The 26,178-nt window shown below is 75.2% G+C and carries 31 protein-coding genes; 18 read left to right on the forward strand and 13 right to left on the reverse strand.

The window, feature by feature from the left end; genetic code table 11:
* Positions 1–10: 10 nt before the first annotated feature.
* The 6 genes from ACIBBF_RS18645 (at position 11) to ACIBBF_RS18670 (ending at position 3,664) form a co-directional block, all read left to right on the forward strand.
* The gene (locus tag ACIBBF_RS18645) at positions 11–406 is read left to right on the forward strand and encodes a hypothetical protein (protein WP_397416173.1); all 396 of its coding nucleotides are present in this window, start codon (positions 11–13) and stop codon (positions 404–406) included.
* A gap of 57 nt (positions 407–463) precedes the next feature.
* Positions 464–946 (forward strand): GNAT family N-acetyltransferase, encoded by a 483-nt coding sequence (locus ACIBBF_RS18650; protein ID WP_397416175.1) that lies wholly within the window; start codon positions 464–466, stop codon positions 944–946.
* A gap of 19 nt (positions 947–965) precedes the next feature.
* Positions 966–1,454 (forward strand): GNAT family N-acetyltransferase, encoded by a 489-nt coding sequence (locus tag ACIBBF_RS18655; RefSeq protein ID WP_397416177.1) that lies wholly within the window; start codon positions 966–968, stop codon positions 1,452–1,454.
* A gap of 107 nt (positions 1,455–1,561) precedes the next feature.
* Positions 1,562–2,515, forward strand: a complete 954-nt coding sequence (locus ACIBBF_RS18660) for a GNAT family N-acetyltransferase (protein WP_397416179.1) — start codon at positions 1,562–1,564, stop codon at positions 2,513–2,515.
* A complete protein-coding gene (locus ACIBBF_RS18665) occupies positions 2,515–3,036 on the forward strand; it encodes an alpha/beta fold hydrolase (RefSeq protein WP_397416182.1) in 522 nt (173 codons plus the stop codon). Before ACIBBF_RS18660 ends, ACIBBF_RS18665 begins: the two co-directional genes overlap by 1 nt.
* A gap of 34 nt (positions 3,037–3,070) precedes the next feature.
* Positions 3,071–3,664: an HhH-GPD-type base excision DNA repair protein gene (locus ACIBBF_RS18670; RefSeq protein ID WP_397416184.1), complete on the forward strand. Its 594-nt coding sequence runs from the start codon at positions 3,071–3,073 to the stop codon at positions 3,662–3,664.
* A gap of 36 nt (positions 3,665–3,700) precedes the next feature.
* On the opposite strand, the gene ACIBBF_RS18675 is transcribed toward ACIBBF_RS18670, so the two are convergent.
* The gene (locus tag ACIBBF_RS18675; protein WP_397416186.1) at positions 3,701–4,045 is read right to left on the reverse strand and encodes a hypothetical protein; all 345 of its coding nucleotides are present in this window, start codon (positions 4,043–4,045) and stop codon (positions 3,701–3,703) included.
* A gap of 107 nt (positions 4,046–4,152) precedes the next feature.
* Here ACIBBF_RS18675 and ACIBBF_RS18680 point away from each other — a divergent pair, with 107 nt between their 5' ends.
* Positions 4,153–4,821, forward strand: a complete 669-nt coding sequence (locus ACIBBF_RS18680) for a TetR/AcrR family transcriptional regulator (protein WP_397416188.1) — start codon at positions 4,153–4,155, stop codon at positions 4,819–4,821.
* Positions 4,822–4,845: 24 nt separating this feature from the next.
* Entirely contained in the window at positions 4,846–6,132 is a 1,287-nt protein-coding gene (locus tag ACIBBF_RS18685; RefSeq protein WP_397416190.1) for a glycosyltransferase, read from the forward strand.
* Between the two features lie 75 nt (positions 6,133–6,207).
* On the opposite strand, the gene ACIBBF_RS18690 is transcribed toward ACIBBF_RS18685, so the two are convergent.
* Complete coding sequence (locus tag ACIBBF_RS18690) at positions 6,208–6,711, reverse strand: hypothetical protein (RefSeq protein WP_397416192.1); 504 nt, start codon at positions 6,709–6,711, stop codon at positions 6,208–6,210.
* A 267-nt stretch (positions 6,712–6,978) separates the two neighbouring features.
* On the opposite strand from ACIBBF_RS18690, the gene ACIBBF_RS18695 reads away from it, so the two are divergent.
* Complete coding sequence (locus ACIBBF_RS18695) at positions 6,979–7,425, forward strand: RNA polymerase sigma factor (protein ID WP_397416193.1); 447 nt, start codon at positions 6,979–6,981, stop codon at positions 7,423–7,425.
* Position 7,426: 1 nt separating this feature from the next.
* The gene (locus ACIBBF_RS18700) at positions 7,427–7,924 is read left to right on the forward strand and encodes a hypothetical protein (RefSeq protein WP_397416195.1); all 498 of its coding nucleotides are present in this window, start codon (positions 7,427–7,429) and stop codon (positions 7,922–7,924) included.
* Between the two features lie 28 nt (positions 7,925–7,952).
* Here the strand turns inward: ACIBBF_RS18700 and ACIBBF_RS18705 are convergent, their stop codons facing one another.
* The 3 genes from ACIBBF_RS18705 to ACIBBF_RS18715 are packed head-to-tail and all read right to left on the reverse strand — an operon-like array spanning position 7,953 to position 10,404.
* Positions 7,953–8,804 (reverse strand): methyltransferase domain-containing protein, encoded by an 852-nt coding sequence (locus tag ACIBBF_RS18705; protein ID WP_397416198.1) that lies wholly within the window; start codon positions 8,802–8,804, stop codon positions 7,953–7,955.
* Positions 8,805–8,854: 50 nt separating this feature from the next.
* Positions 8,855–9,907, reverse strand: a complete 1,053-nt coding sequence (locus ACIBBF_RS18710) for a diaminopropionate ammonia-lyase (protein ID WP_397416200.1) — start codon at positions 9,905–9,907, stop codon at positions 8,855–8,857.
* Between the two features lie 41 nt (positions 9,908–9,948).
* On the reverse strand, positions 9,949–10,404 hold the full coding sequence (locus ACIBBF_RS18715) for a DUF1772 domain-containing protein (RefSeq protein WP_397416202.1): 456 nt from the start codon (positions 10,402–10,404) through the stop codon (positions 9,949–9,951).
* Between the two features lie 215 nt (positions 10,405–10,619).
* Between ACIBBF_RS18715 and ACIBBF_RS18720 the strand changes: the two genes are divergently transcribed.
* The 3 genes from ACIBBF_RS18720 to ACIBBF_RS18730 all read left to right on the forward strand — a co-directional run bounded on the left by ACIBBF_RS18720 (position 10,620) and on the right by ACIBBF_RS18730 (position 13,075).
* The gene (locus ACIBBF_RS18720) at positions 10,620–11,243 is read left to right on the forward strand and encodes a DUF4126 domain-containing protein (protein ID WP_397416205.1); all 624 of its coding nucleotides are present in this window, start codon (positions 10,620–10,622) and stop codon (positions 11,241–11,243) included.
* Entirely contained in the window at positions 11,227–12,321 is a 1,095-nt protein-coding gene (locus tag ACIBBF_RS18725) for a winged helix DNA-binding domain-containing protein (protein ID WP_397416207.1), read from the forward strand. Before ACIBBF_RS18720 ends, ACIBBF_RS18725 begins: the two co-directional genes overlap by 17 nt.
* Positions 12,322–12,388: 67 nt before the next feature.
* Positions 12,389–13,075, forward strand: coding sequence for an SIMPL domain-containing protein (locus tag ACIBBF_RS18730; RefSeq protein WP_397416209.1), 687 nt, complete (start codon positions 12,389–12,391; stop codon positions 13,073–13,075).
* Here the strand turns inward: ACIBBF_RS18730 and ACIBBF_RS18735 are convergent.
* Both ACIBBF_RS18735 and ACIBBF_RS18740 read right to left on the reverse strand, forming a co-directional pair.
* Positions 13,045–14,163 carry a P1 family peptidase gene (locus ACIBBF_RS18735; protein WP_397416211.1) on the reverse strand — a complete coding sequence of 373 codons (1,119 nt, stop codon included), beginning with the start codon at positions 14,161–14,163 and terminating at the stop codon, positions 13,045–13,047. The genes ACIBBF_RS18730 and ACIBBF_RS18735 overlap by 31 nt on opposite strands.
* A 29-nt stretch (positions 14,164–14,192) precedes the next feature.
* A complete protein-coding gene (locus ACIBBF_RS18740) occupies positions 14,193–14,315 on the reverse strand; it encodes a hypothetical protein (RefSeq protein ID WP_397416318.1) in 123 nt (40 codons plus the stop codon).
* Here ACIBBF_RS18740 and ACIBBF_RS18745 point away from each other — a divergent pair.
* Positions 14,287–14,736 (forward strand): TIGR03668 family PPOX class F420-dependent oxidoreductase, encoded by a 450-nt coding sequence (locus ACIBBF_RS18745; protein WP_397416213.1) that lies wholly within the window; start codon positions 14,287–14,289, stop codon positions 14,734–14,736. The genes ACIBBF_RS18740 and ACIBBF_RS18745 overlap by 29 nt on opposite strands.
* A gap of 41 nt (positions 14,737–14,777) precedes the next feature.
* Here ACIBBF_RS18745 and ACIBBF_RS18750 read toward each other — a convergent pair whose 3' ends face one another.
* Positions 14,778–15,155, reverse strand: a complete 378-nt coding sequence (locus tag ACIBBF_RS18750) for a VOC family protein (protein ID WP_397416215.1) — start codon at positions 15,153–15,155, stop codon at positions 14,778–14,780.
* Positions 15,156–15,258: 103 nt separating this feature from the next.
* Between ACIBBF_RS18750 and ACIBBF_RS18755 the strand changes: the two genes are divergently transcribed.
* Positions 15,259–15,987: a TetR/AcrR family transcriptional regulator gene (locus tag ACIBBF_RS18755; RefSeq protein ID WP_397416218.1), complete on the forward strand. Its 729-nt coding sequence runs from the start codon at positions 15,259–15,261 to the stop codon at positions 15,985–15,987.
* Between the two features lie 24 nt (positions 15,988–16,011).
* Here the strand turns inward: ACIBBF_RS18755 and ACIBBF_RS18760 are convergent, their stop codons facing one another.
* From ACIBBF_RS18760 to ACIBBF_RS18780, 5 genes are all read right to left on the reverse strand, one after another.
* Positions 16,012–16,602, reverse strand: coding sequence for a 1-acyl-sn-glycerol-3-phosphate acyltransferase (locus tag ACIBBF_RS18760; RefSeq protein WP_397416220.1), 591 nt, complete (start codon positions 16,600–16,602; stop codon positions 16,012–16,014).
* Between the two features lie 81 nt (positions 16,603–16,683).
* Complete coding sequence (locus ACIBBF_RS18765; RefSeq protein WP_397416222.1) at positions 16,684–17,967, reverse strand: FAD-dependent monooxygenase; 1,284 nt, start codon at positions 17,965–17,967, stop codon at positions 16,684–16,686.
* An 87-nt stretch (positions 17,968–18,054) separates the two neighbouring features.
* Positions 18,055–18,435 carry a DUF1232 domain-containing protein gene (locus tag ACIBBF_RS18770; protein ID WP_397416224.1) on the reverse strand — a complete coding sequence of 127 codons (381 nt, stop codon included), beginning with the start codon at positions 18,433–18,435 and terminating at the stop codon, positions 18,055–18,057.
* Between the two features lie 71 nt (positions 18,436–18,506).
* Complete coding sequence (locus ACIBBF_RS18775) at positions 18,507–19,190, reverse strand: YdcF family protein (RefSeq protein WP_397416226.1); 684 nt, start codon at positions 19,188–19,190, stop codon at positions 18,507–18,509.
* Between the two features lie 86 nt (positions 19,191–19,276).
* Positions 19,277–19,582, reverse strand: coding sequence for a helix-turn-helix domain-containing protein (locus ACIBBF_RS18780; protein ID WP_397416228.1), 306 nt, complete (start codon positions 19,580–19,582; stop codon positions 19,277–19,279).
* A 179-nt stretch (positions 19,583–19,761) separates the two neighbouring features.
* On the opposite strand from ACIBBF_RS18780, the gene ACIBBF_RS18785 reads away from it, so the two are divergent.
* Genes ACIBBF_RS18785 through ACIBBF_RS18795 form a run of 3 tightly spaced genes read left to right on the forward strand, consistent with a single transcriptional unit; the run spans position 19,762 to position 26,077 of the window.
* Positions 19,762–21,279 carry a DUF3375 domain-containing protein gene (locus tag ACIBBF_RS18785; RefSeq protein ID WP_397416230.1) on the forward strand — a complete coding sequence of 506 codons (1,518 nt, stop codon included), beginning with the start codon at positions 19,762–19,764 and terminating at the stop codon, positions 21,277–21,279.
* Positions 21,276–21,977, forward strand: a complete 702-nt coding sequence (locus ACIBBF_RS18790) for a DUF4194 domain-containing protein (RefSeq protein WP_397416232.1) — start codon at positions 21,276–21,278, stop codon at positions 21,975–21,977. The genes ACIBBF_RS18785 and ACIBBF_RS18790 overlap by 4 nt, the downstream gene beginning before the upstream one ends.
* Positions 21,977–26,077, forward strand: a complete 4,101-nt coding sequence (locus ACIBBF_RS18795; RefSeq protein WP_397416234.1) for an ATP-binding protein — start codon at positions 21,977–21,979, stop codon at positions 26,075–26,077. Before ACIBBF_RS18790 ends, ACIBBF_RS18795 begins: the two co-directional genes overlap by 1 nt.
* Positions 26,078–26,178 lie beyond the last annotated feature (101 nt).

Raw genomic sequence — 26,178 nt, forward strand, 5'->3', positions numbered from 1 at the left:
GATGGGGGCCATGGCCGCACCCGAGATCGTCGTCCAGGCAGGCAAGGTCCTCAACCCGTGGATGCTCCGCATCGCCGGTCACGTCCCGCCGTGGGTCGTGCTGCACCACGTGGGGCGCAGGTCCGGCACGGAGTACGCCACCCCGCTGGTCGCGTTCGCGGCCCAGCCGCAGGAGCAGGTCGTGGCCGTGCTGCCGCTCCCGTGGGGTCCGGGCACCGACTGGGCCCGCAACACGATGAGCTCCGGCACGGTGCGGCTGACGCGCGGCGGAGACGAGTTCGAGGTGCGCGACGTGCGCCTGGTGCCCGCCGCGGAGGCGGTCGGCTGGCTCGCCCCCGTGCCGGCGCGTGCCCTGTCGACGGTCGGCGTCAAGGAGTGCCTGGTCGGCACGCTGCACCGCGCCTGACACCTGCCCGGGGCCCGCTGTCCCCCGGCCGCCTGGCGCGGGAGTATCTTGCGCGTCGTGAACTTGCGTACAGCCACGCTGTCCGACGCCGCCGCGGTCGCCCGGGTGCACCACACCACCTGGGTCACCACCTACGGGTCCGTCCTGCCGCCCGAGTTCTGGGTCACCGCCACCCTGGAGCGCCGCGTGGCGACGTGGGAACGATGGCTGGGCAACGGTGCTGCCCCGGTGGTCGCGGAGGTCGCCGGCGAGGTGGTCGGCATCGCGATGGCCGGCGAGTCCGTGGAGCAGGACGACGTGCTGCCCGTGCGCGACCAGCAGCTCTACCTCCTGTACGTCCTGGCGGCCCACCACGGGACCGGCGTCGGGCAGGCGCTGCTGGACGCCGTCGTGCCGCCCGGGACCGCCGCCCAGCTCTGGGTCGCCGAGGACAACCCGCGCGCCCGGCGCTTCTACGAGCGCAACGGCTTCGCCATGGAGGGCGCGCGCGTGCTCGACACGAACGCCGCCGACCTGGCGGAGGTCCGGATGGTCAGGTAGTCGGGTTACCGTTCCACCCATGTCAGATTTCCACGTCCGCGCCTCGACCCCGGACGACGCCGTCGGCATCGCCGCGGTGCACTGGACCACGCGGCGGGCGGTCTTCGGCGACCTGCTGCCGCCCGCGCACTGGGAGACCGAGACGCTCGGCACCCGCACCGAGGGCTGGATGCGCATCCTCGCCGCCGGCAACAAGGCACTGGTCGCCGAGGTGGGCGACAAGATCGTCGGCTTCGCGATGAAGAACCCGTCCGGCCCCCACCTGGGCCACCCGCCCGTCCGGGCGGTCGAGCTCCACGAGCTGTACGTCGACCCGAGCTACCACGGCACCAACGTGGGCCACGCCCTGCTGGAGAACGCCCTCCCGCCCGGCACCGCGGCCCAGATCTGGACGTTCGCGTCCAACCCCCGCGCCCGCAAGTTCTTCCAGCGCGCAGGTTTCCTGCCCGACGGCGTCACGGCGACCGACCCGGACACGGACGTGCTGGAGGTACGGCTGATCCGCTGACGCCGGAGTGCGGCGGCAGTGCGGGGCGGCAGTGCGGGGCGGCAGTGCGGGGCGCCGGCTGCACGACGGGCTCGATCCGGCGCGGGCGGCGTGTCAGGATCTGGCGCATGAGCAGCGAGGTGAGCAGCGGGTACCACGTCGAGCTGCACGACGACCCGGCGACGGTGCTGGCCGTCGCCGGCGATCTGCTGGCCGCCGACCCGGTGGTGTGGAGCGTCGTCGCCTCGGTGACGCACCACGCCGCGCGGACGCTCCCGGCCGGCGGTCGGCCCACCTCTCCGATGTGGTGGGCGGTCGTCCGGGACGCGCGCGGCGTCGTCGTCGGCGTGGCGATGCGGACCATGCCGTACGCGCCGCACACGGTCTGGGTGCCCGCCCTGCCGGACGACGCGGCGCGGCTGCTGGCCCGCACCGCCCTGGACCACACCGCCCGGGCCGGCGAACCGGCGCTGACCTCGGCGAACGGTGCCCGGTCCGCCGTCCGCGCGTACACGGACGAGGTGCTGCGGGCCACGGGCGGTACCGTGCACGAGGGCCGGCCGGACCGCCTCTGGGAGGCCCGGACGGTCACGCGCCCCGAGCCCGCGCCGCCGGGCCGCGCACGCCGGGCCACGCTCGCCGACCTCGCCCTGGTCGAGGAGTGGTTCGCCGTCTTCCACGCCGACGCGGACGCCCAGGCCGGACGCGCGCCCGAGGCAGAACCGCTGCGGATCGGCGGCGCCCGCGGCCGGATCCTGGACGGCGACATCTGGTTGTGGGACGTCGGCGACGAGAGCGTGCAGCTCACGGCCGCGCGGCCGCCGTCGTTCGGTGTGGTGCGGATCGGGCCGGTCTACACGCCCGCGGCGCACCGCGGGCGTGGCTACGCCCGGGCGCTCGTCGCCGACGTCGCCCAGCGGGTGCTCGACGCCGGCGACCGGGTCTGCCTCTACACCGACCGGGACAACCCCGTGTCGAACCGGACGTACGCCGCGATCGGCTTCGAGCCGGTGCTCGACCAGGTCAACCTGGCGATCGACCCCGCACCGGCCGCCGTGCCGGGACGAGCGAAGGAGAGCTGATGGGACGCAGGGCGATCATCTTCCACGGGACGAACGCCGACCCGGCGTGGATCTGGTACCCGTGGCTCGCGGACCGGCTGCGGGCACGCGGGTACGACGTCGAGACGCCGCACCACCCCGGCACGAACGTCGAGCCGATCACCACGTTCCTGCCCACGGTGCTGGACGCGCACACGTTCGACGAGGACACGGTGCTGGTGGGGCACTCGGGCGGGGCGGCGCTGCTGCTCGCGCTCCTGGAGCACCTGGACGTCACCGTGGCGCAGGCGGTGCTGGTGGGCGGCTACTCGACCAACCCGAGCCCCGGGCCGGAGCCGGTCCTCCAGGAGTCCTACGACTGGGACGCCATCCGGGCGCACGCCCGCGACCTCGTCTTCCTCAACTCGGTGACCGACGAGTTCGGCTGCGACGCCGAGCAGGGGCGCGCCATGTTCGACCGCCTGGGCGGCACGCTCGTGGTGCGCGACGACGGGCACTTCACGACGGACACGCTGGAGATCGCGGACCGGCTGATCCCCTGAGTGCGGGGCCGGGCCGGTGGGTCACAATGGGCTCATGGCTACCGAGCTCTGGATCACCGGCGACCCCGACACGGACCGGCTGCTCAGCGACGACCCGTTCGCACTGCTGGTCGGCATGCTGCTTGATCAACAGTTCCCGATGGAACATGCCTTCGCCGGCCCCGGCAAGATCCGCGACCGCATGGGCTCCTTCGACGTGCGCGCCATCGCGGAGGCGGACCCCGACGAGTTCGTGGCCCTGGCGACGACGCCACCGGCCATCCACCGTTACGGCCGGTCCATGGCGGGCCGCGTCCTGGAGCTCGCGCACACCGTGGTGGACGAGTACGACGGCGACGCCTCCCGGATCTGGACCGACCCCGGGGCCGACGGCGGCGCTCCCACCGGCCGCGAGGTGCTCCGCCGGCTCAACGCGCTGCCGGGGTACGGGGAGCGCAAGGCCAAGATCTTCCTGGCGCTGCTCGGCAAGCAGCGCGGCGTGCGGCCGGAGGACTGGCGCGAGGCGGCGGGCGAGTTCGGCGAGGAGGGCTCGCGCCGCTCGATCGCGGACGTGACCAGCGCCGAGACGCTGCAGGAGGTCCGGGCGTTCAAGAAGGCGCAGAAGGCGGCGGCCAAGGCCACGGGCTGACGCGGGCGTTCTGCGCCGCCGGCGGCTCCCCACCGGTCAGGAGCCCGGGACCAGCCGGTGCACCTGGTCCGCCCGGTCCAGCACCGACGCCCGGTTGCTCACCACCACCAGCACGCTGCCGCGCGACCGGGACAGCAGGTTGTCCAGCAGCAGCCGCTCGGTCTCGACGTCGAGCGACGCCGAGAGGTCGTCGATCAGCAGCACGTCCGCGGGGTGGGCCAGCATCCGCGCGGCCGCGAGACGGTGCAGCTGACCGCTGAAGACGTGGGGTGCCTGCGGCGTCAGCGACATGAGCGGGGGCGCCATGGCCACGCCGGGCGGCAGCGTCAGCCCGCGCACGGCCACGCTGCCGCCGTCCCGCGGGAGCGTTCCCTGCAGCACGCGCAGCAGCGTCGCCCCGCCGACATCGGCACAACCCCGTCCTTGACAAGCGCCTTCGCGCGGCGCAACACTGTGACAGATATCGTCGCAGTGTCACAAGGGGAACCATGGTCGACGGCGAACAGCGCCGGGACGCCCTGCTCGAGGCCGCCACCGGCGTGCTGCTGAGCCGCGGCTACGACAAGCTGACCATGGTGGACGTCGCCGAGGCGGCGGGCCTGAGCCGCACGATCGTCTACCGGCACTTCGCCTCGAAGCGCGAGCTGGTCGACGCCGTCGCCGCCCGTGCCCTCGCCGGCTACGCCGTCCGCTGGCGCACGGCCCTGTCCGCGGAGCCCCGGCCGGGCACGCCGGGCAGCATCTACCGCGCCGGCTTCCGGGTGGTGGCGGGCGACCCGCTGCTCACGGCGATCGCCACCCGCGACCCGCAGGTGTTCGGGCGCTACCTGCGCGACCCGGAGGCGACCATGCCCGGCCCCGCCGGACCGGAGTTCCTCGGCCTCTTCCTGCGCCGTCAGCAGGAGGCGGGCGTCGTCCGGCCGGGCGTCGACATCGCGTCGGTGGCCGCCGTCCTGGAGGCCCTCACGGCCGCGATCATGCGCGCCGTCCAGGAGCACCAGGGCCGCCCCGGCAGCCCCTCGCCCGACGCCCTGATCGACACCGTCACCGAGATGATCGACCGGATGCTGACGCCACCGGACGTGGACACCGAGGCGGCCCTGGCGCTGCTCGACGGTGTCCTCGATGCGGGCGCCGGGACACCGGCCCAGGCCTGACCCGCGCACGTCGGAAGGATTCCCATGCAGATCACCCTCCTCACGGCCGGCTCGCGCGGCGACGTCGAGCCGCTGTTCAGCCTGGCCCTCGCGCTCCGCGACCAGGGCCACGACCCGACGGTGGTCGGTTCACCGGACTTCGCCGGCCTGGCCGCGTCGTACGGCGTGGACTTCGACGCGTTCGGCCCGACCCTGCCCCGGTACGCCGACAACCCGGAGCTCGTGGAGCTGGTCGAGTCGGGCAACATGCTGCGGTTCATGGCCTACGGCGCCAGGAACCGCAAGCAGATGCTGCCGCAGGTCATCAGCGACATCTGGCGCGTCACGAAGAACAGCGAGGCGATGCTCTACAAGGGCCCCACCGCGCTCTACGGCTACAGCGTGGCCGAGAAGCTCGGCATCCCGTGCGCCGACCTGCAGTTCTTTCCCGTCACGCCCACCCGCGAGTTCCCGCCGTTCCTCCTCGGCGACGGGCGCCGGCACGGCGCCCTGCGCGACCGGGCCGCCTGGTGGGCCGCGGACCAGATGACCTGGCGCGCGATGCAGCAGCCGGGGGTGAACCGCCAGCGCCGGGAGGTCCTCGGGCTGCCGCCGCTGCGGACGAACGCGCGCCTGCTCCAGGACCGGCAGGGCATGCCGCTGTACTACGCGTACAGCCCGCTGGTGCTGCCCCGTCCCGCCGACTGGCACCCCCGCATCCAGGTCACGGGCTACCTGCCGACCAGCAGGCCCGCCGGGTGGGAGCCGCCCGCCGAGCTGGCGCGGTTCCTCGACGCGGGCGAGCCACCCGTCTCGTTCGGCCTGGGCAGCGTGCCGACGGCGCACCCCGGGCGGCTCGTCGACGCGTTCCTGGAAGCCCTGGACCGCACCGGGCGCCGCGGCATCCTGATCAGCGGCTGGGCCGACCTCGGCCGCGACCGCGAGCTCCCGGAGCACGTGCTGCGCATCGACTCCGCGCCGTACGACTGGCTGTTCCCCCGCCTCGCCGCGGCCGTGCACCACGGAGGCGCCGGGACGACGGCGGCCGGGCTGCGCGCCGGCATCCCGTCGATCGTCACGCCGGTGGCCGTGGACCAGTTCAGCTGGGGCCGCCGGGTGGCCGAGCTCGGCGTCGGTCCCGACCCGGTCCCGGTGAAGCAGCTCGACGCCGACCGCCTCGCCGGGGCGATCACCCGGGCGACCACCGACGAGGCGATGCGCGAGCGCGCCGCCGACCTGGGCGAGCGCCTGCGGCAGGAGGACGGCGCCGGGCGGACGGCCGAGCTGTTCACGCAGTACCTGCGCACGACGGGGGCACGGGCGGCGCGCTGAGCTCGCCACCCGGCCCGTCCGACGGTGGTCGCCGCCCCGCGCCGGACGGGCCGGCACCGGGCGGCGACCCGTGGCTCAGCCGGTGACGACGAGGCCCTCGGCCGGCTGACCGGGGACCGTCGGGACGGGCCTCGGCTCACCCTGGTCCGAGGGAGCAGTCCGGGGAGCGGCCGGCGCGGGCGACGGCTCGCCCCGTCCGGAGGTCGCGGGCTCCCCGGGCACCGTGGGCACGGGCGACGGCTCGGCCGGGTCGGCCGGTGCGGCCTCACCCGGAGCCGCCTCGTCCGGCGCGACCGGGACCGGCGACGCCTCGGACGCGGCGTCGGCCCCGGTGTCGCGGGGTCCGGCCTCGGCGGGCGCGGGAGCCTTCGGGTGCTGCGCCGCCTCGGCGGGGACGGTCGGCGCGGGCGCCGTGTCCTCGGCCGCGGCGGCCTGCGTGCAGGCCGTGGCCAGCAGCGCCACGGCGAGCGCGCCGCCCGCGGCGGCGACCCCGCGGGCCACCGGACCCCGCAGGGCACGCCGACGCCGGGACGCGTTGGTGGTGGACGGGACAGGAGTGTTGGATGCGTTGAGAGTCACGTGGTGGTCAGTGTGCGCCGGAACGCTCCCCATGACGGCCCGGCCGTGTGACGTGGTCCACACCGGGCCGGCTGTCATGGACGAGGCGCTGCCGGACACCGACCCCTGTGCAGACCCGCGCCCACCGACCCGACACCTGCCCGACGCCGCACGACGCCGCCCGACCTGGAGACCACGCTGACCACCGACACCGAGCCGCGCGAACCCGCCCCGGCCCCGCTCACCCCGGAGCAGACCGAGTCGCTCTTCGCCGAGCACGCGCACGCCGTGCACCGGTACGCCCGGACGCGGCTCGGGGCCGCCGAGGCGGAGGACGTCGTGGCCGAGGTGTTCGCCATCGCCTGGCGCAAGGGGGCGGTCCCCGACGAGCCGCGCGCCTGGTTGCTCGCGGTGGCCCGGCGGGTGCTGGCCAACCAGGTGCGGGCCGAACGACGGCGGACCGCGCTCGCCGAACGGGCCGGGCGGCACCCTGCGGCCCCCGGCGGGGACGACGCGCGGCTGGTCGACGAGCTCGACGTCCTGCACCGGGCCCTGGACCTCCTGCGGCCCGCGGACCGCGAGGTGGTCGAGCTGCTGGCGGCCGCGGAGCTGAGCACCGCCGAGATCGCACGCGTGCTGGGCTGCTCCACGCCGTCCGCCGCCACCCGTGTGTACCGGGCCCGACGCCGCCTGCGTGCCGCCTACCGCACCGTGACCGAAGGGCAGGAGAACTGAGATGGGACGAAGGGACGATGCCCTGACCCGCGCCCGGCGGGCCCTGAGCGAGGTCGACGGCGAGCTGGACCTGGCCCGCACGCGGGCCGACGCGCTCGCGCGGGCACGGTCCGGCCCCGGCGTGCTCCCCGACGACGGCGGAGCGCCCGTGACGGAGGTCGAGATCCTCCGGCACGGTCAACGCCCCACGCTCCCGCGCGTACGCACGCGGGTCTGGGCCCTGGCGGCCGCGCTGGCACTGCTCGGCGGCGCCGCGACCGGCGTCGCCGCGTCGTGGCCGGAGCCGGAGCGGGCCGTACCCGGCGGGACGGTCTCGCCTGCACCCGCACCCGACCTGCCCGCGACTCCCGGGACGGGATCGACGTCCGGGCCGGGCGAATGCCTGCCGCCGGGGACGGCCGTGCCCACCCCGGCGGGCTCCACACGGCCCACCGGCCAGCCCCGGCTGTCGGAGAGCTGCCCCACCGACCCCGCCCCGCTCCCGTCGCCGGCCGGCTGACGGCGCCCGCCGGCTGACGGCGCCCGGCTCAGCGCCGCCGGTAGGCGGTGGCCAGCACCGAGACGGTGACCTGCCCGGGCAGGTCGTCGTCGGACAGCTCGGCCGCCGTCACGTGACGTGCGCTGGGTGTCATGAGCACCAGGTCGAGCGCCTCCTGTCGGGTCAGCGGGGTCACGTACTCGACCTCGCGCGTGCGCACCGCCTCGAACCACGGGTCGAGCGCGTCGTGCAGGCGCCGCTCCTTGTCGGGGTCGACGGCCACCATCCGCGCGACCTGGCGGCGCAGCTCGGCCAGGTGCCCGCCGAACGGCCGTACCACCACGAGCACGCCACCCGGGCGCAGCACCCGGTGGAACTCGGCCGGGTTGCGCGGGGCGAACACGTCCAGCACCACGTCGACCTGCTCCGTCGCGACCGGGAACGGCCGGAACACGTCCCAGGTCGCCGCGGCGGCCCGGGCGTGGGCCTTCGCCGCCACGCGCAACGCGTGCGCGGACGTGTCCAGCCCGAGGCCGACGGAGCCCGGGAGGGCGTCCAGCACACCGGCGAGGTAGTAGCCGGTGCCGCACCCGACGTCGAGCACGGTCGCGGCCCGATCGACCGGGCCGGCCTCGCCGGCCAGGTCGGCCACGGCGTCGCGCACCGGCGCGTACCTGCCCGCAGCCAGGAAGTCGCGTCGCGCCCGCGCCATGGGGCCGTCGTCCCCGCTGGTCGCGCGTGCGCCGGTCAGCAGGCCGGCGTACCCGTGCCGGGCCACGTCGAAGCTGTGCCGCCGCGGGCAGCGCAGTGCGCCGTCACCGGGCGACAGGTCGGCACCGCAGGCGGGGCAGCGCAGCACCGGCAGGATCAGGTCGAGGGCGGGCGGCAGGGGGACGGACACTGTGAGGGCTCCTGGCAGGCGACGGGCGACGGCGGGACGGACGGGACGGGTCAGACGCGGTCCTCGGGCACCGGGTTGGCCGCCCGCCCCTCGGTCGACAGGAGCAGCACGACGGCGTCGGACCGCAGGCCGATGGCCCGGCGCCACCCGGCCTGGCCCAGCACGAGGCGCGCGGCGGCGAGGCTCGCCGCGCCGCACGGCCCGGAGTCGACGCCGAGCCGCGCGAGGTCGTCCACGGCGCCGGCCGCCTGGTCGTCGGAGACGGTGACGGCGCCGTCCAGGCCGTCGCGCAGCACCGGCCACGCGAGCGCCGAGACGGTGCCGCACGCCAGGCCGGTCATGATCGTCTCGCCGGCCGGCACGGTCACCGGCTCGCCGGCGCGCAGCGACGCCACCAGCGGGGCCGCACGGTCGGGTTCGACGGCCAGCAGCGTGCCCCCGGCGCCCGCGGCGCGGTAGTGGCCCACCACCGCCTGGGCGAGCGATCCGACGCCGACCGGCACCACCACCAGGTCGGGCGCCCCGAGGCCGAGCGCGGCGAGCTGGTCGTCGGTCTCGTGGCAGAGGGTCGCGTAGCCGTCGACGATCCAGCGCGGGATCTCCGTGTAGCCGGCCCAGGCGGTGTCCTGCACCAGCACGGCCGCCGGGTCGGCGTCCGCGTCGGCGGCGGCTCGGGCCACGGCGGCGTCGTAGTCGCCGTCGACCACCACGGTCCGGGCGCCCTCGCCGGCGATCGCCGTGCGGGCCTCCTGCGTGACCCCCGGCGGGTGGTAGACGGTGGCGGCGGCACCCACGAGGGACGCGACGTGCGCGACGGCGCGGCCGTGGTTGCCGTCCGTGGCGGCGTACAGCCGCACGTCCCGGCCGCGGACGGCGGCGCGCACCGCGTCCAGCGTGAGCGCCGCCGCGCCGAATCGCCGGGCCAGTGCGCGCACCGTCGCGTACGACGCACCGAGCACCTTGAACGACGGCAGCCCGAACCGCCCGGCCTCCTCCTTGACGAGCACCCGCCCGACGCCCAGCTCGGTGGCGAGCCGGGGCAGGTCGCGCAGCGGCGTCGGCGCGTATCCGGGCAGGGTGCGGTGGAAGTCGATGGCGGGCACGTGCTCGATTGTCCCCGACCGGCGCGGCCCCGGCCGACCGGTCAGACCAGGGCGACCGCCGCGAGCGCCGTCGCCGCCACCCCGCAGGCCGTGCGCACGTGGTTCCAGCGCGTCCAGGGCCGCCACGTGGCACGCCAGCCGGCGGCCTTGTCGGGGGCCGCGAGGAGGCGGTTGTTGAGGGGCACGTTCCCGGCCATGGTCACACCGAAGGTGCCGACGAGGTAGACGGCGGCCGCCGCGAGGACCCATCCGCCGCCGTCGTGCCCGTCGACCAGGCCCCAGATACCGGTGACGCCGGGAACCAGCAGGGCGCCGAAGAAGACGCTCATGAACGCGGGCAGCACCGCGGACTCGTTGATGCCGTTCATCGCGGCGCCCGCGGCGTCGTCGGAGGCGCGCGCGAGGCCGCTCATGACGAACGACGAGAACCCGAAGAACACGCCCGCGGACAGCCCCAGCAGTACCACCGAGGCCACGGCGAAGATCGTCCAGAGCATCCAAGCCTCCCGGTCGGCGCACCAGTGCGGTGAACGGCAGCAACTCTCGCAGAACGGGCCTGGATGGTCCAACCTGGGTGCCGGTCGTGAGACGGCATCCGGGTCGGACCGTCCGGGGCGGGCCGGGCACGGTGCGCGACGGTCCGGTAACAGATCGGGCACACCGGACACTTTCACCACACGGAGTGTCAGTGTGCCGTGGAACACTTCGGGTCATGCTCGAACTTGCCACCGGAACCGGGCTCGCGCTGTCGGCGGGCCTCAACGCATGGATCCCGCTCATCTTCCTCGGCGTGCTCTCGCGCTTCACGGACCTCGTGGAGCTGCCCGGCACGTGGGCGTGGCTGGAGAACGGCTGGGTGCTGGCGATCCTGTCGGTGCTCCTGGTGCTCGAGTTCGCCGCGGACAAGATCCCCGTGCTGGACTCGGTGAACGACGTGGTCCAGACCGTGGTGCGCCCCACCGCGGGCGGCATCGCCTTCGGGGCGGGCTCCATGTCGGAGACCGCGACCGTCACCGACCCGAGCGCCTTCGTGCAGTCCGGGCAGTGGATCCCGATCGTCGCGGGCATCGTCCTGGCCCTGGGCACGCACGCCGCCAAGGCGGGCGGGCGCGTGGTGGCGAACACGGTCTCGGGTGGCACGGCGGCGCCCGTGGTCAGCGCCGCGGAGGACGTCACCAGCGTCGGCCTCGGCTTCCTGTCCGTGCTCGCCCCGCTCGCGATCGTCCCCGTGATGATCCTGTTCGTGATCGGTGCGATCCTGCTGATCAGGAGTCTGATCAAGCATCGCCGCGCCCGCGCGGCGGGACACGGCGGCGAGGATGCCTACTACGTCTGAGGTCCGCGCCCTCCAGCAGGCCCGGCTCACCGCGGTGGGCCTCGGCGCGCTGCGGGAGGGCGACGGTGCCGACCTGCCCGCGGTCGTCCGCGGGCTCGGCGCCGTGCAGGCGCAGGAGCCGCACTCCTCCGCCTGGGGCCTCGCGCAGCGGCTGACCGCCCCGGTCACGCTCGCCGGGGTGCAGACCGCTCTGGCCGAGGGGACGGTGCTGCGCACGCACGTGCTGCGACCCACCTGGCACTACGTGACGCCCGAGGACCTGGCCCCGCTCATGACGGCCACGGCGCCCCGGGTGCGCCGGGCGATGCTCTCGGCGGAGCGGCCCCGGGGCTTCGACCACGCACTGCTCCCGCGCCGGCACGGCGTGGTCGCCGACGCGCTGGCCGGCGGGCCGCTCACCCGCAAGGAGATCGGCGCCGTGCTGGCCGAGGCGGAGGGCGAGCCCCTGGACGCGTGGCACCTGGGCCAGGTCATGATGCACGCGGAGCTCGACCTCCTCGTCGCGAGCGGTCCGATGCGGGGCAAGCAGCCCACCTACCGGCTGCTGCCCGAGCAGAAGACCTGGGACGAGGAGGCTGCCCGTGTGCACCTGGCTCGCGCGTACGTGCGGGGGCACGGCCCGTGCCGCGCCGAGGACGTGGCCTGGTGGGGCACCCTGACCAAGGGCGCGGCGCGCGCCGCGGTGGCGGACGCCGGGCTCACCCGGCACGAGGTCGCCGGCCTGACGCTCTGGGCCGACGGCGACCTGCCCGACCCCGCGCCGCCGGGTACCGTCCGGCTGCTGTCGGTGTACGACGAGCTCTTCTGCCACGACTTCAAGGGCTGGCCCGCACTGACCCGCCTCGCGATGCCGAGCCGGTGGCTCTACACGGGCCTGGTGGTGGTGGACGGGATGATCGCGGGCGGCTGGGCCCGGGTGCTCAAGACCCGCAGCGTGGAGATCACGGTCGAGCTCACGGACGAGCCGACCGCGGCGGTGTGGGCGTCCCTGGAGGCGGAGGCCGCACGCTACGGCGCGTTCTGCGAGCTGGAGCCCACGCTGCGCCGCGGTGCGGTGGGCAAGGGCACGATCGGCTGACCGGTACCCGGCCGCCCCCGGGCGTGCCGGGTGGCGCGGGGCCGGGCGCAGTCGGCAGACTCCCCACATGACTCGCATCGCCGTCGAAGGCCAGGCCACGCGCACGCACGCCGCCGAACGTGGCACCGTCCACCTGCACGTCGCGTTCTCCGGGACCCTCCGCAACGACGTGGTCGAGCAGGTGGCCCGCACCCACACCGTGCTCGTGGACCAGGCCAAGGCGCACGTCGCCGACGGCGTCGCGGAGCGGTGGGACTCGGAGTCGGTGCACTCCTACGTCTACGACGACCGGGTGCGCAGCTCGCAGTCGGGCGGCAAGCAGCGGGTCCGCCGGTTCCGCGCGTCGGCCCGCCTGTCCGTCACGTTCCGCGACTTCGAGATCCTGTCCACCTGGCTCGCCGACATCATGGACGTCGACGGCGTCGAGATCGACCGGCTCAGCTGGACGCTGACCGACGAGACGCGCAAGGCCCTGCTCGCCGAGGCCCGCATCGAGGCGGCCGAGGAGACGGCGCTGCGCGCGCAGGCGTACGCGGACGCGCTGGGCCTCGGCCCCGTCGCACCCGTCGCGATCTACGAGGCGGGCCTGCGCGGCGGCGGTGACGGCGGCGGCCACGTGCCCATGTACGCCATGCGGGCGGGCGCCATGGCCGAGCCCGGGGGCGGCGCGCACGTCGAGCTCCAGCCGCAGGACATCGACGTGGCGGTCACGCTGTCCGCGGACTACGAGGCCGGCCCCGCCGCCCAGGGCTGACCCGGCCGGCCGGCGGCGAGCACGCCCGCGTCGCGCAGCCGGCGCAGCACCAGCTCGTGGGGCACCGCGGTCGCCGTCCCCCGGTGCCCCACGGTCGTGGTGGCCGTGAGCACCGAGTTCAGCAGCGCCTCCTCCACGGCGTCCATCGTGGCGGCGAACAGCGGGTCCAGGTCGCCGTCGGCTACCTCGGCCGCACGCGGCACCCCCTCGGCCGACGCCGCGCCCGGGGTGCTGAACGCAAGGGCGTAGTCGCCGCTGCCGCCGGTGAAGTCGGAACCCACCCGCCCCATGGCGAAGACCGCCCGGCGCGCGACGCGCCCGAGCTGCCGGGCGTCGAGGGGCGCGTCGGTCGCGACGACGATCATGCAGGAGTTGCCCTCCGGCTCCGGCCCTCCGGTGCCCGGCCGGTCCGTCCCGGCCCGCACAGCGCCGTCGTCGGCCGGGATCGGCACGCCGCGCACGGTGAGCGTCCCCGAGAAGTTGGACTGGACCAGCGCACCCACCGTCCAGTCGCCCACCAGGCGCGACGACGTGCCGATGCCACCCTTGAACCCGAGCGCCATGGTGCCGGTCCCGGCACCGACGCACCCCTCGGCCACCGCGCCCGCGGTCGCGCCGTCCAGCGCGGCGAGCACGTGCGCCTCCGTGACGGGACGCGCGCGGATGTCACTGAGCCGCCCGTCGTTGGTCTCGCCCACCACGGGGTTGAGCGTGCGGGTGGTCTCGTGACCGGGGCTCGCGAGCACATAGGTGACCAGGGCGTCCGCGGCCCGGAACGCGCTGAGGGTCGCGGTGAGCAGGATCGGCGTCTCGAGGGCACCGAGCTCCGCGACCTGCGTGGCCCCGATCAGCTTGCCGAACCCGTTCCCGACGAACAGCCCGCACGGCAGGCTGCGGCGGTCGGGGCCAAGGGCGTCGGGGACGATCGCGGTCACGCCGGTGTGCAGCCGCGGCGGGTCCACGATGGTGGTGTGCCCCACCCGCACGCCGGGCACGTCGGTCAGGGCGTTGTGCACCCCGGTGGGCAGGGCGCCCACGACGATCCCGAGGTCGCGGGCGCGTCGGGCGGTGAGCTCGTCGTCGGTCATGACACCAGGATCGCCGACGACGACGCCGGTCAGCTCACCGTGAGCTGCTCGTCCCCGAAGTCCGCGACCAGGTGCAGCGTGCCACCGAGTGCCGTGACGTACCGCCGCAGCCCCCGGCGCAGAATGGACCACGTGCGCCTCGACGTCGACACCTGCCGCACCCGATTCGGGGCGGCCCGGCACGCCTACCTCGCCACGGCCGGCGACGACGGCGTGCCGCACCTCGTGCCGGTGACGTTCGCGCTGATCAGCGAGCCGGGCGCCGACGGGCCGCGCGACGCCGTGGTCATCGCCGTCGACCACAAGCCGAAGACGACGCGGGACCTGCGGCGCCTGCGCAACGTCGCGGAGAACCCGTACACCAGCCTCCTCGCCGACCGGTACGACGACGACTGGGCGCAGCTGTGGTGGGTGCGGGCGGACGGCCTCGCCGCCGTCGAGCACGACGGCGAGGCGCGCGCGGCGGCGCTGGACGCGCTCGCCGCACGGTACCCGCAGTACCGCGAGCACCGGCCGGACGGCCCGGTGCTCCGGGTCCGGGTGACCCGATGGTCCGGCTGGGCCCACGGCTGATCCGCCTGGCGAGGGGGCCTCGACGGGCGGAGCCGGTCAGGTCAGACCCACTGGACGAGCTGCCAGACGATCCCGTTCGGGTCCGCGAACTGGCAGTAGCGCTCGCCCCACGGCTCGGTCTCCGGTGGCGTGACGACCTCGGCCCCCGCCGCGGAGATGCGCGCGAACTCCGCATCCAGGTCGTCCACGACGAACGCGATCAGCAGACCCTGACCCGCCGGGCCGGCGATGCGCTCGGGCTTGAAGGTGCCGAGCCCGACCCGCAGGAACACGATGTTGACGCCGGCGGTCGGGTGGGTGAGCGAGACGAAGCCGTCGTCGGACATGGCCTCGGTGAACCCGAGGTGCCGCCGGGCGAACTCGGCGGACGCCGCGACGTCGGGCACGTTGAGGGACAGGGCGGTGGCGGTGATGTGCACGCGGGCTCCTTGCAGGTCAGGGCATCGATCAGAACCTTGTACGGCGTACAACGTAAGATGGTTGCAGAATGTTCCCGGCCCGTCACCCGATTTCTGGAGACCCATGCCCCGCGAGCTGATCGACCTGCTCTGGCGCGACCACCCGGCCGCGCCGCAGGGCGGCGCACGCGGCCCTCGGTCCCGCGTCACCACGAGCGCGGTGGTCGACGCCGCCTGCACCCTGGCCGACGCCGAGGGCCTCGCCGCCGTCTCGGTACGCCGCCTGGGCGAGGCGCTGGGCATCTCGACGATGTCGGTCTACACCCACGTCAACGGCCGCGACGACCTGCTGGTGCTGATGGCTGACACCACCTACGCGCGCATGGCGCGGCCCGACCACGGCGACGCCGGCTGGCGGGACCGGGTGCGCCGGGTGGCCGGGGCGAACCTCGCCCTGCTGCTGGAGCACCCGTGGCTCCTGGAGATCGACGACGAGCGCACGGCGTTCGGCCCGGGCACCATCGCCAGGTACGACCACGAGCTGCACGCGCTGGACCCGCTCGGCCTGGACGACGTGGCCCGCGACGCGGCACTCACCTTCGTGCTCGACTTCGTGCGCGGCGCCGCGCGGGCCAGGCGCCGGGCGCCGCAGGCCGACGAGATGCCGCAGGCGTGGGCCCGGTGGGCGGGCCGGCTCGCGGAGTATCTCGGGGACGCGCACCCGCTCGCGCAGCGGGTGGGCAGCGCCGCGGGCGAGGCGATGAATGCGCCGTCCAGCCCCGCCCACGCGTGGGAGTTCGGCCTGGCCCGCGTGCTCGACGCCCTGGGCGCCCTGGAGGAGCCGGACGCCTGAGCGTCCACCCCGCCGCAGAGCACGTCAGGGCTGGTGGGGGTCCTCGTTGCGCAGACGCGGCTCCGTGCGGTTCTTCGGCTTGACGCCTGACTTGTCGGCGTAGAAGGCGCGGATCGTGTCCATGTCGGAACGGACGTCGCCCGTGAGCTCGATGCTCGGCCCGAGGCCCGCGACCTTCGCGACGCCGTCGACGTAACCAAGCGTCACGGGAAGGCCCGCCTTGAGCGCGATCCGGTAGAAGCCCGACTTCCAGTACCCGGACCCGGCGCCGCGCGTACCCTCCGGCGTCACGACGAGATGGAACTCCTCGCCGCGCGCCACGGCGTCGAGGATCTCGTCCACGATGCTCGCCGGGTCCTTCCGGTCGACCGGGATGCCGCCGAGCGAGCGCATGACGGCGCCCATCGGCCCCTTGAACCAGGAGTCCTTGATGAGGAACCGGATCCTGAGGTCCATGTCGAACGCGATGGCCAGCATGAGGAAGAAGTCGGTGTTCGACGTGTGCGGGGCGCCGATGAAGACCGTGGGCCGGGTCGGGGCCGGTTCGGAGCGCATCCGGTAGCCGGTGACGGCCCAGATCAGTCGCGCGACGGCCCGGCGGATGGTGCGTGACATCGTCGTCCTCGAGTCGGGGGTGGATCGGTGGAGACCTGCTGAAAAAGGCAGAATCTCAATTCTGACAGACCCTGCGAGAGGTCAACGACCCGCCCGCGCCACCCGTTCCCGGCCCCGCAGCAGGGGACGCAGGCTACTCCCGGCCAGGCGCAGCAGCCCGCGCGAGCCGGCCGACTGCTCGTCGAACAGCATGAGCGCCACGTGCGCCATCGCCTCGTCCGACGCCGCCACCGCACGGGTCGCGATGCCCGCCCAGAGCCGGGAGCTCATGAGCCGCTGCGCCAGGTAGCACTCCCGGTAGTGCCGGGCGAACCGGCGCTGGTGCGCCCGCTCGAAACCGGCCAGCGCGGCCGGCAGCCGTTCCCCGCGCCAGTGCTGGCCCGCGCGGTCGAGCGCCCCGAGGTGCTCCGCGAGCTGTACACCCGCCGCCATGCCGTAGAAGATGCCCTCACCGCTCAGCGGGTTGATCGTCGCGGCGGCGTCACCGAGCAGCACCGCGGCGCGCCCCGGCGCCGTCATCGGGGTGCGGGCCGCGGCGTGCGGCAGCTGGTGCGTCGCGATCCCCTCCAGCCCGGACACCTCGAAGCCACGCCGGCGCAGGTCCTCGACGTACAGGTCGAACAGGTCGCGCAGGGTGCGGCCGTGCCGCTCGGTCTGCCGCCGCAGGTGCTCCACCGGGAGGCCGACGCCGATGTTGGCACGGTCCCCGGGCAGCGGGAAGACCCAGCCGTAGACCGGCAGGAGGGACTCCAGGAAGTCGAACCGCAGCGTGTCGCTCACCGGCTTCTCCGGGTGCGTCACCGTGCCGTAGGCGCGCATCGCGACGTGCGTGTGCCGCATCGGGGGACGCTCGACGCCGAGGGTCCGCCGCACCGCGGAGTAGGCGCCGTCCGCCCCGATCACCAGGTCGAACGTCGCGTCGCCGTCGGGCAGCGGGACCAGCTCCGCGCCCGCCACCGGCGTCATGCCCGGGAACGCGACACCCTCGCGGACCTCTGCGCCCGCGTCGCGGGCCGCCCCCAGCAGCAGGTCGTCCAGCACCAGCCGTGGCGTGACGTACCCGGCCAGGTCGTGACCGTCCATGAACGGGCCGCGCGCGAACGCCTCCACACCGCCCGGGCCGCTGATGGCCACGGACATCGGCATGTGGAAGCGGTCCAGCAGGCCCGACAGGCCCAGCCCGTCGAGCACGCGCCGCGCACCCGGGCCGAGACCGTCGCCGCAGGTCTTGTCGCGCGGGAACGTCGCTTTGTCGATCACCGTGACGTGCGCGCCGGGCAGCTCGCGCCGCACGGCCACCGCGGTTGCGGCCCCGGTGGGACCACCGCCCACGACCAGGATCCGGGGTGCGTTGTCGCCGACCACGCCGTCGACCCTAGTCCCGCGCCCGCCGCCGGGCCAGGGCGGGCACGGCGCCGACCGGCCGGGCGACCGGCACCTCGGCGGGCCGGCTCAGCGCCGTGACCTGCGGTCGGTGACGTCCTCGGCCGTCCCCGGGATCGTCTTTCCCGACGGCGCGGAGCCCGGGCGCCGGGCGTCCGACGACCCGCCGCCCGGCGCCGCGCCGTCCGCCGGGGCGTTGCCGCCCTGGGGGGACGTGCCGGTCGTGCCCGGGTCCGTGCGGTGCCTGCGGAAGCGCTGCACCGCCTTGAAGAGCGTGACCCCGGCGATGACGATCGCGATCGCGTCGTCGCCCAGGCCGAGCGGCCCCAGCACACCCTCCGGCAGCAGGTCGATCGGGCTCGCCACGTACCCCGCGCCCGCGATGAACGTGAGGATCTCCTGCCAGGTGAACTTCCTGGGATCCTTGCCCCGCTTGTTTTCCTCGCCCATGCCCCGGAACGTAACGGAGAACGGGGCGACTCGCCAGGGATGTACGAATCATCCGGTTCGTGACGTCCGACTCAGACGTCGATCGGGCGTCTGTCCTCCACCAGGCGCGACGTGTACCCCGCGCCCACCAGCCGGTCGAACGACCCCAGCACCTCGTCCGGCACGTCCTCCTCGTGCGCGATGAAGCCGAGCTCGGCGTAGAGGGTGAGCCGCTGCGTCTCACCGACGAGCATGTCGACCACCCGGTCGGCGTCACCGATGGTCTCGACGTACGCGTCGAGCCCGAGGGGCCGCGAGACGCACAGCACGTCGACCTCCGGCCAGACCACCCGGCACGTCGCGAACGCACGCCGCTGCTGGTACGGGTGGGAGACGAGGAGCACGGAGGACGGCTCGATGTCGTGCTCCGCGAGCACCTTGCGGCTGTACTCCAGGTTCTCGCTGGTGTTCGTGGCCGCCGGCTCCACGAGCACCGCGCCGGCGGGCACGCCACGGGCCACCGCGTGGTCACGGTAGCCGAAGGCCTCCCCCTCCGGGAAGGCGTCGACCGTGGTGGGCGCGTTCGCCCCAGTGAAGACGATCTGCTGGAACAGACCCTCGAGGTAGAGGTCGGCGGTGTAGTCGGCGACCCCCAGGTCGTGACCGCCCAGGCCGATGCAGACGTCGACGGCGCGCGGCTCGTGCCGCAGGTCGTGGAACGCCCACAGCGTCTCTACGTCCTCCCGCACCGCGGCGGGGATCATGACGTTCGGCATATGACGACCATATTGCTCGGTGGAACGACGGGCACGACGAGACCTCCCCTACGGAGACAAGGTAGCGGACCTGGACGAAACCGCCCCTACCGGCCGGATTCGTCCGCGGCCGCGTCCTCGTCCTTCGCGGCAGCGACCACGTGGTCCTCGAGCTTGCCCGTGAAGAGGTCGTAGTACTGCACGTGCAGGTGGTACCCGGCGCCGAGGGCGATGCGGCGGATCATCCCCAGCGTGGGCTCGACCTGCCCGGACTCGATACGGCTGATCGTGGACGTGGGGACGCCCGCCAGCACCGCCAGGGAACTCATGCTGAGCTTTCGCTCGGCACGGATCCTGACAACGATCTGGGCTGCGGTCGTGAGCAAGGCGCCCTCCCGTCGACGCTCGGACATCAAGAACGTGCCATGACGCACGACAGGGCTCGCCGGAAAGTGAAGATCTGTTTTCCGGCAAGCCCTGTGCGTCCGACTCTATACGTCTATTCCCGTCGCGGCTCATCGACAGCGGCCCGTGTCGCATGTTTCGTGCGGGGGTGCCGTACCGACACGTTCGCCTACTACTCTCAGCGCCCATGGGTACTGCGAGCTCACCGGGCGACGACCCCGCGCCCCGGCAGGCCGCCGCGCACGGGACGGGGCGCCGCGGTCAGGCGGCACGCGCCGTCCGCGCCCTCCTCCAGGAGCACCCCGCGTGGGTGCTGCTGCGGTCCAGGAACGCCGCGGCAGCCGTCGTCCTGCTGGACCGCAACCTCGGCGCCACCCGCCGCCGGCTGCCCGTGGAGCAGCTCGCCGACCGTGTCGACGACGACCTGCCCGAGCTCCGGCGTGCCGGGTTCGAGCTGCCCTACTCCGGCTGGTTCTACGTGTCCGAGTGGATCGACGAGGGTGTGCTGGTACGCCGCCGCGGCCCGCAGGGCCCGGGCGACGCCGGCACCGAGACCGTCGAGCTGTCCGACGGCGCCCTGCTCGCCATCCGCTTCGTCTCCCGGCTGAGCAGACCCCATCCCGCGGTCACCCCCTCCCGGCTCGGCGCGGTGCTGGGCGGCCTGCACGCCCTGGCCGACGAGGCCGACCCCGACCCCGAGGCACGCCTGGCCTCCCTGCTGGAGCAGCGAGCCGAGCTCGACGCACGGATCGAGCGCGCCCGCCGCGGCGACTCGGCGCCCCTGCCGCCGGCCGACGCCGCCGAGCGCGCCCGTGAGCTGCTCGCGCTCGCCGGTGACATCCCCGCCGACCTGGCCCGGGTCCGCACCGAGCTGGAACGCACCGACCGCGAGCTGCGCCGCCGGCTGCTGGAGTCCGACGGCTCGCGGGACGCGTTCCTGGACGACATCTACCGCGGCGTCGACCACCTCGCCGAGTCCGAGGCGGGCCGCGGCCTGGTCGCCTTCCGCGACCTGCTGCGCCAGGCCGAGCACACGGCGCAGGACGACGTCGGGCGCGTGCTCGACACGGTCCACCTGGCACCCGCCGAGGCGTCGGCCCTGCGCCGGCTGCTGCCCACGCTCCAGGACGCCGCCGACGAGCTCACCGACACCATGGCGAACCTGCGCCGCGCGCTCCAGCGGATGGTGCGCTCCGGCGAGCTCCCGGCGGAACGCGCCCTGCGGCGTCTGCTCGGCGAGGCGCAGGACGCCGCCCTCGCCGCCGCGGCCGACGTCGCACCCGGCACCGAGATGCGCCTCGCGCTGCCCCTGGGCAGCGTCGCGCCGCGGTCCGTGGGCGGGCTCGCCCCGCACAACCCCGGGGTCGAGGACGCCGAGGCACCACAGGCCGCGCCCGCGCCACCACCCCGTGCCGTCTCGCTCACCGCGCTGCGCGCCATGGCCCGCGACTCCGAGATCGACGTCGACGAGCTGCGCGGGCACGTGAACGACGTGATCGACCGGGCGGAGCGCGCCACCGTCGCCTCGGTGCTGGCCGCGCACCCGGCCACCCAGGGCGCGGCGAGCGTGGTCGGGCTGCTCACGCTCGCCGAGGAGCACGGCACGACCACGGGCGGCACCGAGGACGTGAGCTGGCGGTCCGCGCGCGGCGTCACCCGCCGGACCGTCCTTCCCCAGCACCAGTTCGAGGAGCGTGTCCCGTGACAGAACCCGACCTGCCCGGACCCGCCCGGGCCGACCTCCGCGCGGCACGCCCGGGCCGGCCGGCCGGCACGACGTCGTCCGCGCCGCCAGCCGGTCGCACTGGCCGGGAGCCCGACGACGCGGGGACGGCGGGCCGCCTGTGGCCCGACGACCACGGCACCCTGCCCGCTCCTGCCCGCCGCGCGCTGGCGCGGCTCGTGCGCGGTCCCTACCTCGCGGCCGAGAACGACCCCGACACGTGGCGCGCGCTGCTGACCAACGAGGACGTGGTCCGCGAGCGCCTCGCCGACCAGTACCTCGACCTGGTGGTGGACGCCGACGCGCAGGTCGCGTTCGTGCGCGACGTGCCGGCGCCGGACGCCCCGCGCGTGGTGCGCGAGGTGGCCCTCACGTTCCTGGACACGGCGCTCCTGCTGCACCTGCGCGGTCTGCTGCTGGACTCGCCGGACGGCCGGGTGGCGATCAGCCGGGACGAGGCCGCCGACCACCTGGGCGCATACCGGCGGCGTGGGGGTGCCTCCCCGATGGACTTCTCCCGGCAGCTTGACGCGACGTGGGCGCGGCTGGTCGAGTCGGGCATGCTGGAGCCGCTCGGCGGCGACCGCGCGGCCGTGTCGCCGGTGCTGCGGACCGTGTTCGGCGCGGACCAGGTGGCGGCCCTGAGCACCGAGTACGCCCGACTGGCGAAGGAGAGCTGATGACGTCGCCGCACCCCGGACAGTGGCGCCTGGCGCGCATCGAGCTGGTGAACTGGGGCACGTTCTCCGGGCACCACGTGGTGCCGGTGCCGCGCGAGGGCTTTCTCCTGACGGGCCACTCGGGCTCGGGCAAGTCGTCGGTGGTCGACGCCGTGGCCGCCGTCCTGACGCCGCCGGAGCACCTGCGGTTCAACGCCGCCGCGGCGGGCACCGGCGCCACGGAGCGCGAGGCGGGCGACCGCGACGTCGTCTCGTACGTACGTGGCGCGTGGCGGCACCGGACGGACGAGAGCACCGGCGAGGTGGTACCCGACCACCTGCGCCCGGGGGCCACGTGGTCGGGTGTGCTGCTGCGCTACTCCTCGGGGACGGACGCGCCCGGCTCCGTGGTGACGCTGGTGCGCCTGTTCCACCTGACGCGCGGCTCGTCGACGCCGTCCACGCTGCACGTGGTCGTGCCGGGCGAGGCCGGCCTGCTGGACTTCGAGCGGTACGTCCGCTCCGGCCCCGACGTCGCCGGGGTGACGGCGGCATGGCCGGAGGCGACGGTGAGCGAACGGCACGGACCGTTCGCAGCGGCGTTCACGCAGGCGCTGGGCATCGGCTCCGAACAGGCGCTGGTGCTGCTGCACCGGACGCAGTCGGCGAAGAACCTGGGCAGCCTGGACGACCTGTTCCGGGGGCACATGCTGGACGAGCCCGGCACGTTCGGCCTGGCGACCGAGGCCGTGGAGCAGTTCGCGGACGTGGCGCGCGCGTACGCCGACATCGAGACGTCGCGCCGCCAGATCGAGCACCTGAGCCGCCTGGCGGCCCTGACCAAGGCGTACGACGAGGGGTCGGCGGCCGGGGTGCGCGCCGCGACGCTGCGCGGGTCGCTGGAGACGTTCAAGGACGCCTGGAAGCTGGACCTGGCCCACGGCGCGCTGGCCGAGGCGAAGGCGGCCGAGGAGCGCGCGCAGCACCACCGCAAGGCCGCGGACACCGAGGTCGAGGTGGCCGCCAACACGCACCAGCAGGCGGTGAACGTGCTGGGCGCCCGCGGCGGGCAGGCGCTGGCCACGCAGGCCGACCGGCTGCAGCGGGCGGGCGAGATCGCGGCGCTGGTCCGCACGCGACGCGGAGAGCTGGCCACGGACCTGGAGTCCGTCGGCATGACCATGCCCGAGACGTTCGCCGAGTTCGCGGCGCTCAAGGAGAAGGCCCGGTGGGAGCTGGGCGGCACGCGCCCGCCGGCCACAGGGACGGTGCCGACGCTGACGGGCGCGGTGCCCGCCGTCACGACGGGCGCGACCCCTGCGGTGGCCACGGGGGCCACGGGGGCCACGCCCACGGTCGGTACCGGCGCCACCCCGGCGGTGACGGGAGCCGTCGCCACCGTGAGCCGGCAGCGGGCGCCCGAGGCGCTCGACGCGGGCATCCGGGAGGCGCTGGCCGCACGCTCCGCCGTCGGGCTGCGGCACGAGGCCGTGGCGCAGCGGATCCAGGCGGTGCGGCAGACCCAGACGAACGTGCCGGCGGAGCTGGCCGCCGCGCGGCGGGCCGTGGCCGATCAGGCGGGCCTCGACGTCTCCGCGCTGCCGTTCGCGGCCGAGCTGCTGCGCGTGCGGGAGGAGGACGAGCAGTGGCGCCCCGTGATCGAGGCAGTGCTTCGGCCGTTGGCCACGCTCGTCCTGGTGGCCCCGGCCCACCGGGCCGCCGTGGCCGGCGCCGTCGCGGCGGGACCCGGCCTGCGCTACCGCGTGGTCGGTGTGCGCAACGACGCACCCCGGTCCGCCGACGACGCCTCGCTGGTGCACAAGGTCGAGGTGGCCGACGGCCCGATGGCGGGCTGGCTGCACCGGCGCCTGTCCGAGCAGTACGACTACCTGTGCGTCGACGACCCCTCGGGGCTCGACCTGCACGAGCGTGCCGTGACCCGGGACGGCCTGGTCAAGCACGGACCCGAGGAGATCGAGCAGCCGGAGCTGCCCGGGGTGGAGGACTGGGCGCTCGGCTGGGACGCCGACGACCGGCTCGACCAGCTCCTGGAGCTCGCCCGCGAGACCCAGGCGCGCCTCGCGCAGGCCGACGCCGCGGTGGCCGACGCCGTCGCCGAGCAGCGGGAGGCCGTGCGACGTCAGCTCACGCTGCGGCACGTGGCCCGGCGCGAGTGGCGCGAGGTGGACATCGAGACCGCCGAGGCCGACCTGACCGACGCGCAGGCGTCGTTCGACCGGCTGCTCGACGGCACGATGGACCTGCTCCAGGCCTCGCAGGACGTCGCGGCGGCGGAGACCCGGCTGGACCAGGCACGGGCGGCCGCCGCCGAGGCCGCCGACGCCCTCGCCGAGGCCCGCGCCCACCGCCGGTCCCTGGAGCGCGTGGTGGCGGAGCTCGGGGACGCCCCGACCACCGCGATCCCGCTCGCGCACCGTGAGGAGCTCGAGAAGCGCTACGCGGCCGTGCGCCAGACGGTGACGCACGAGGTGATCGACGACGTCTCCCTGTCGGTGTCCCGCACGCTGGACGCGGAGCGGGAGGCCGGGCTGCGCTCGTCGGCCGCGGCCGAGCGGGAGATCGTCGGGCTGCTGTCGGAGTTCCGCCGCCGCTGGCCCGCCATCACCCGCGACCTCACCGCGCAGGTGGGTGACCGTTCGCGGTACCTCGAGGTGCTCGAACGCATCCGCACCTCCCGGCTGCCCGAGCAGGAGGCGCGGTTCGCCGACCTGCTCACCGACCAGGCCCGCCGCGCGCTGCGCAAGCTCGCGGCGGAGATCCGGCAGGCGCCCGCCACCATCCGCGAGCGGATCGTCGGCGTCAACGCCTCGCTGCGCCGCTCCCCGTTCGACACGGACCGGTACCTGGAGATCCGGGTCAAGGAGCGCCGTCCCGCGGCCGTCGAGGAGTTCCTGGCCACCCTCGACACGCTCACCGCGGAGGCCGAGCCCGAGTACGAGGTGCTGGAGCGCCTGGTCCGGCGGCTCGGGTCGAGCGACCCCGCCGACCGCGCCTGGCGCGCGCTGTGCCTCGACACCCGCCGGCACGTGCACTTCACGGGTGTCGAGGTCACGGCCGGCGGCATCGCCCTGGCCGTGCACGACTCGTCCGCCGGCCTGTCGGGCGGGCAACGCCAGAAGCTCGTGGTGTTCTGCCTGGCCGCGGCGCTGCGCTACCAGCTCGCCGGGGCATCCGACTCGGCCGCGCCCGCCTACGGGTCGATCCTGCTGGACGAGGCGTTCGACAAGGCCGACACGGCGTTCACCCGCACCGCCATGGACACGTTCGCGGCGTTCGGGTTCCACATGATCCTGGCCACGCCGCTCAAGCTGCTCCAGACCCTGGAGGACCACGTGGGCGGCATCGGCCTGGCCACGTGCCGCGAGATGCGCGAGTCGCGGGTGGACGTGGTGCTGCTGGAGACGCCGCTGCCGGACGTCGAGCCGGTCCCCTCGGCGACCCGGGGCGGGTCGGGCGGGGGGTCTGGTGCGGCGGGCGGTGGTGCGGCGGGCGGTGTCGCGGGCGGTGGTGTCGCGGGGACCGGGACCGGTTCGGGGTCCGGCGTCGAGCCGGAGGCTTCGGGAGCGGGCCCGGTGCCCGCGTCCGCGGAGGCCGCAGCAGCCACCCCGCCGCGCGGGCTCCCGGCCGTCCCGCCCCCGCCTCCCCCACCGCCGCCGGCGCCCGGGCCTGACGGGACGTCCGTGCCACGGCAGGAACCGCTGTCCGTGCCGACACCACGACGGGCTCCGGCCAACCCGGGGTCGGCGGCGGCCGCACCCGGTGCGGCACCGGCGCCCGGGCCGGCCACCCCGGTCCCGGCCCCCGGACCGGTCGGCCCGACGTCGGTCTCCGCGCCGTCGGCTCCGCCGGCCGGGCCCACGCCGGCCGGGCCCACGCCGGCCACCCCCACGCCAGCCACCCCCGCGCCGGCCGACCCCGCGCCAACCGACCCGGCGCCAACCGACCCCGCGTCGGCGTCCGTCACCGAGGCGAACCCCGCGCCGGTGACGGAGACCGGGGCCGACGGCGAGCCGGAGCCCGACTGGTCCGTCACGGTCACGCCGTCGGACCCGGAAGGCCCGCCCGCACCCCGCATGATGTCGCGCCGCCCGACCCTCTGACGCAACGCCGGGTCCACGCACCAGCCGTCCGGCTCGCCGCACCAGCGAGCCGGGTCGGGCGGCTGACCGGACCCGGCTCGCTCGCCGCCGGACGCGCCAGA

It is taken from the genome of Promicromonospora sp. NPDC050880 (genome assembly GCF_044456525.1).
Lineage (GTDB): Bacteria > Actinomycetota > Actinomycetes > Actinomycetales > Cellulomonadaceae > Promicromonospora.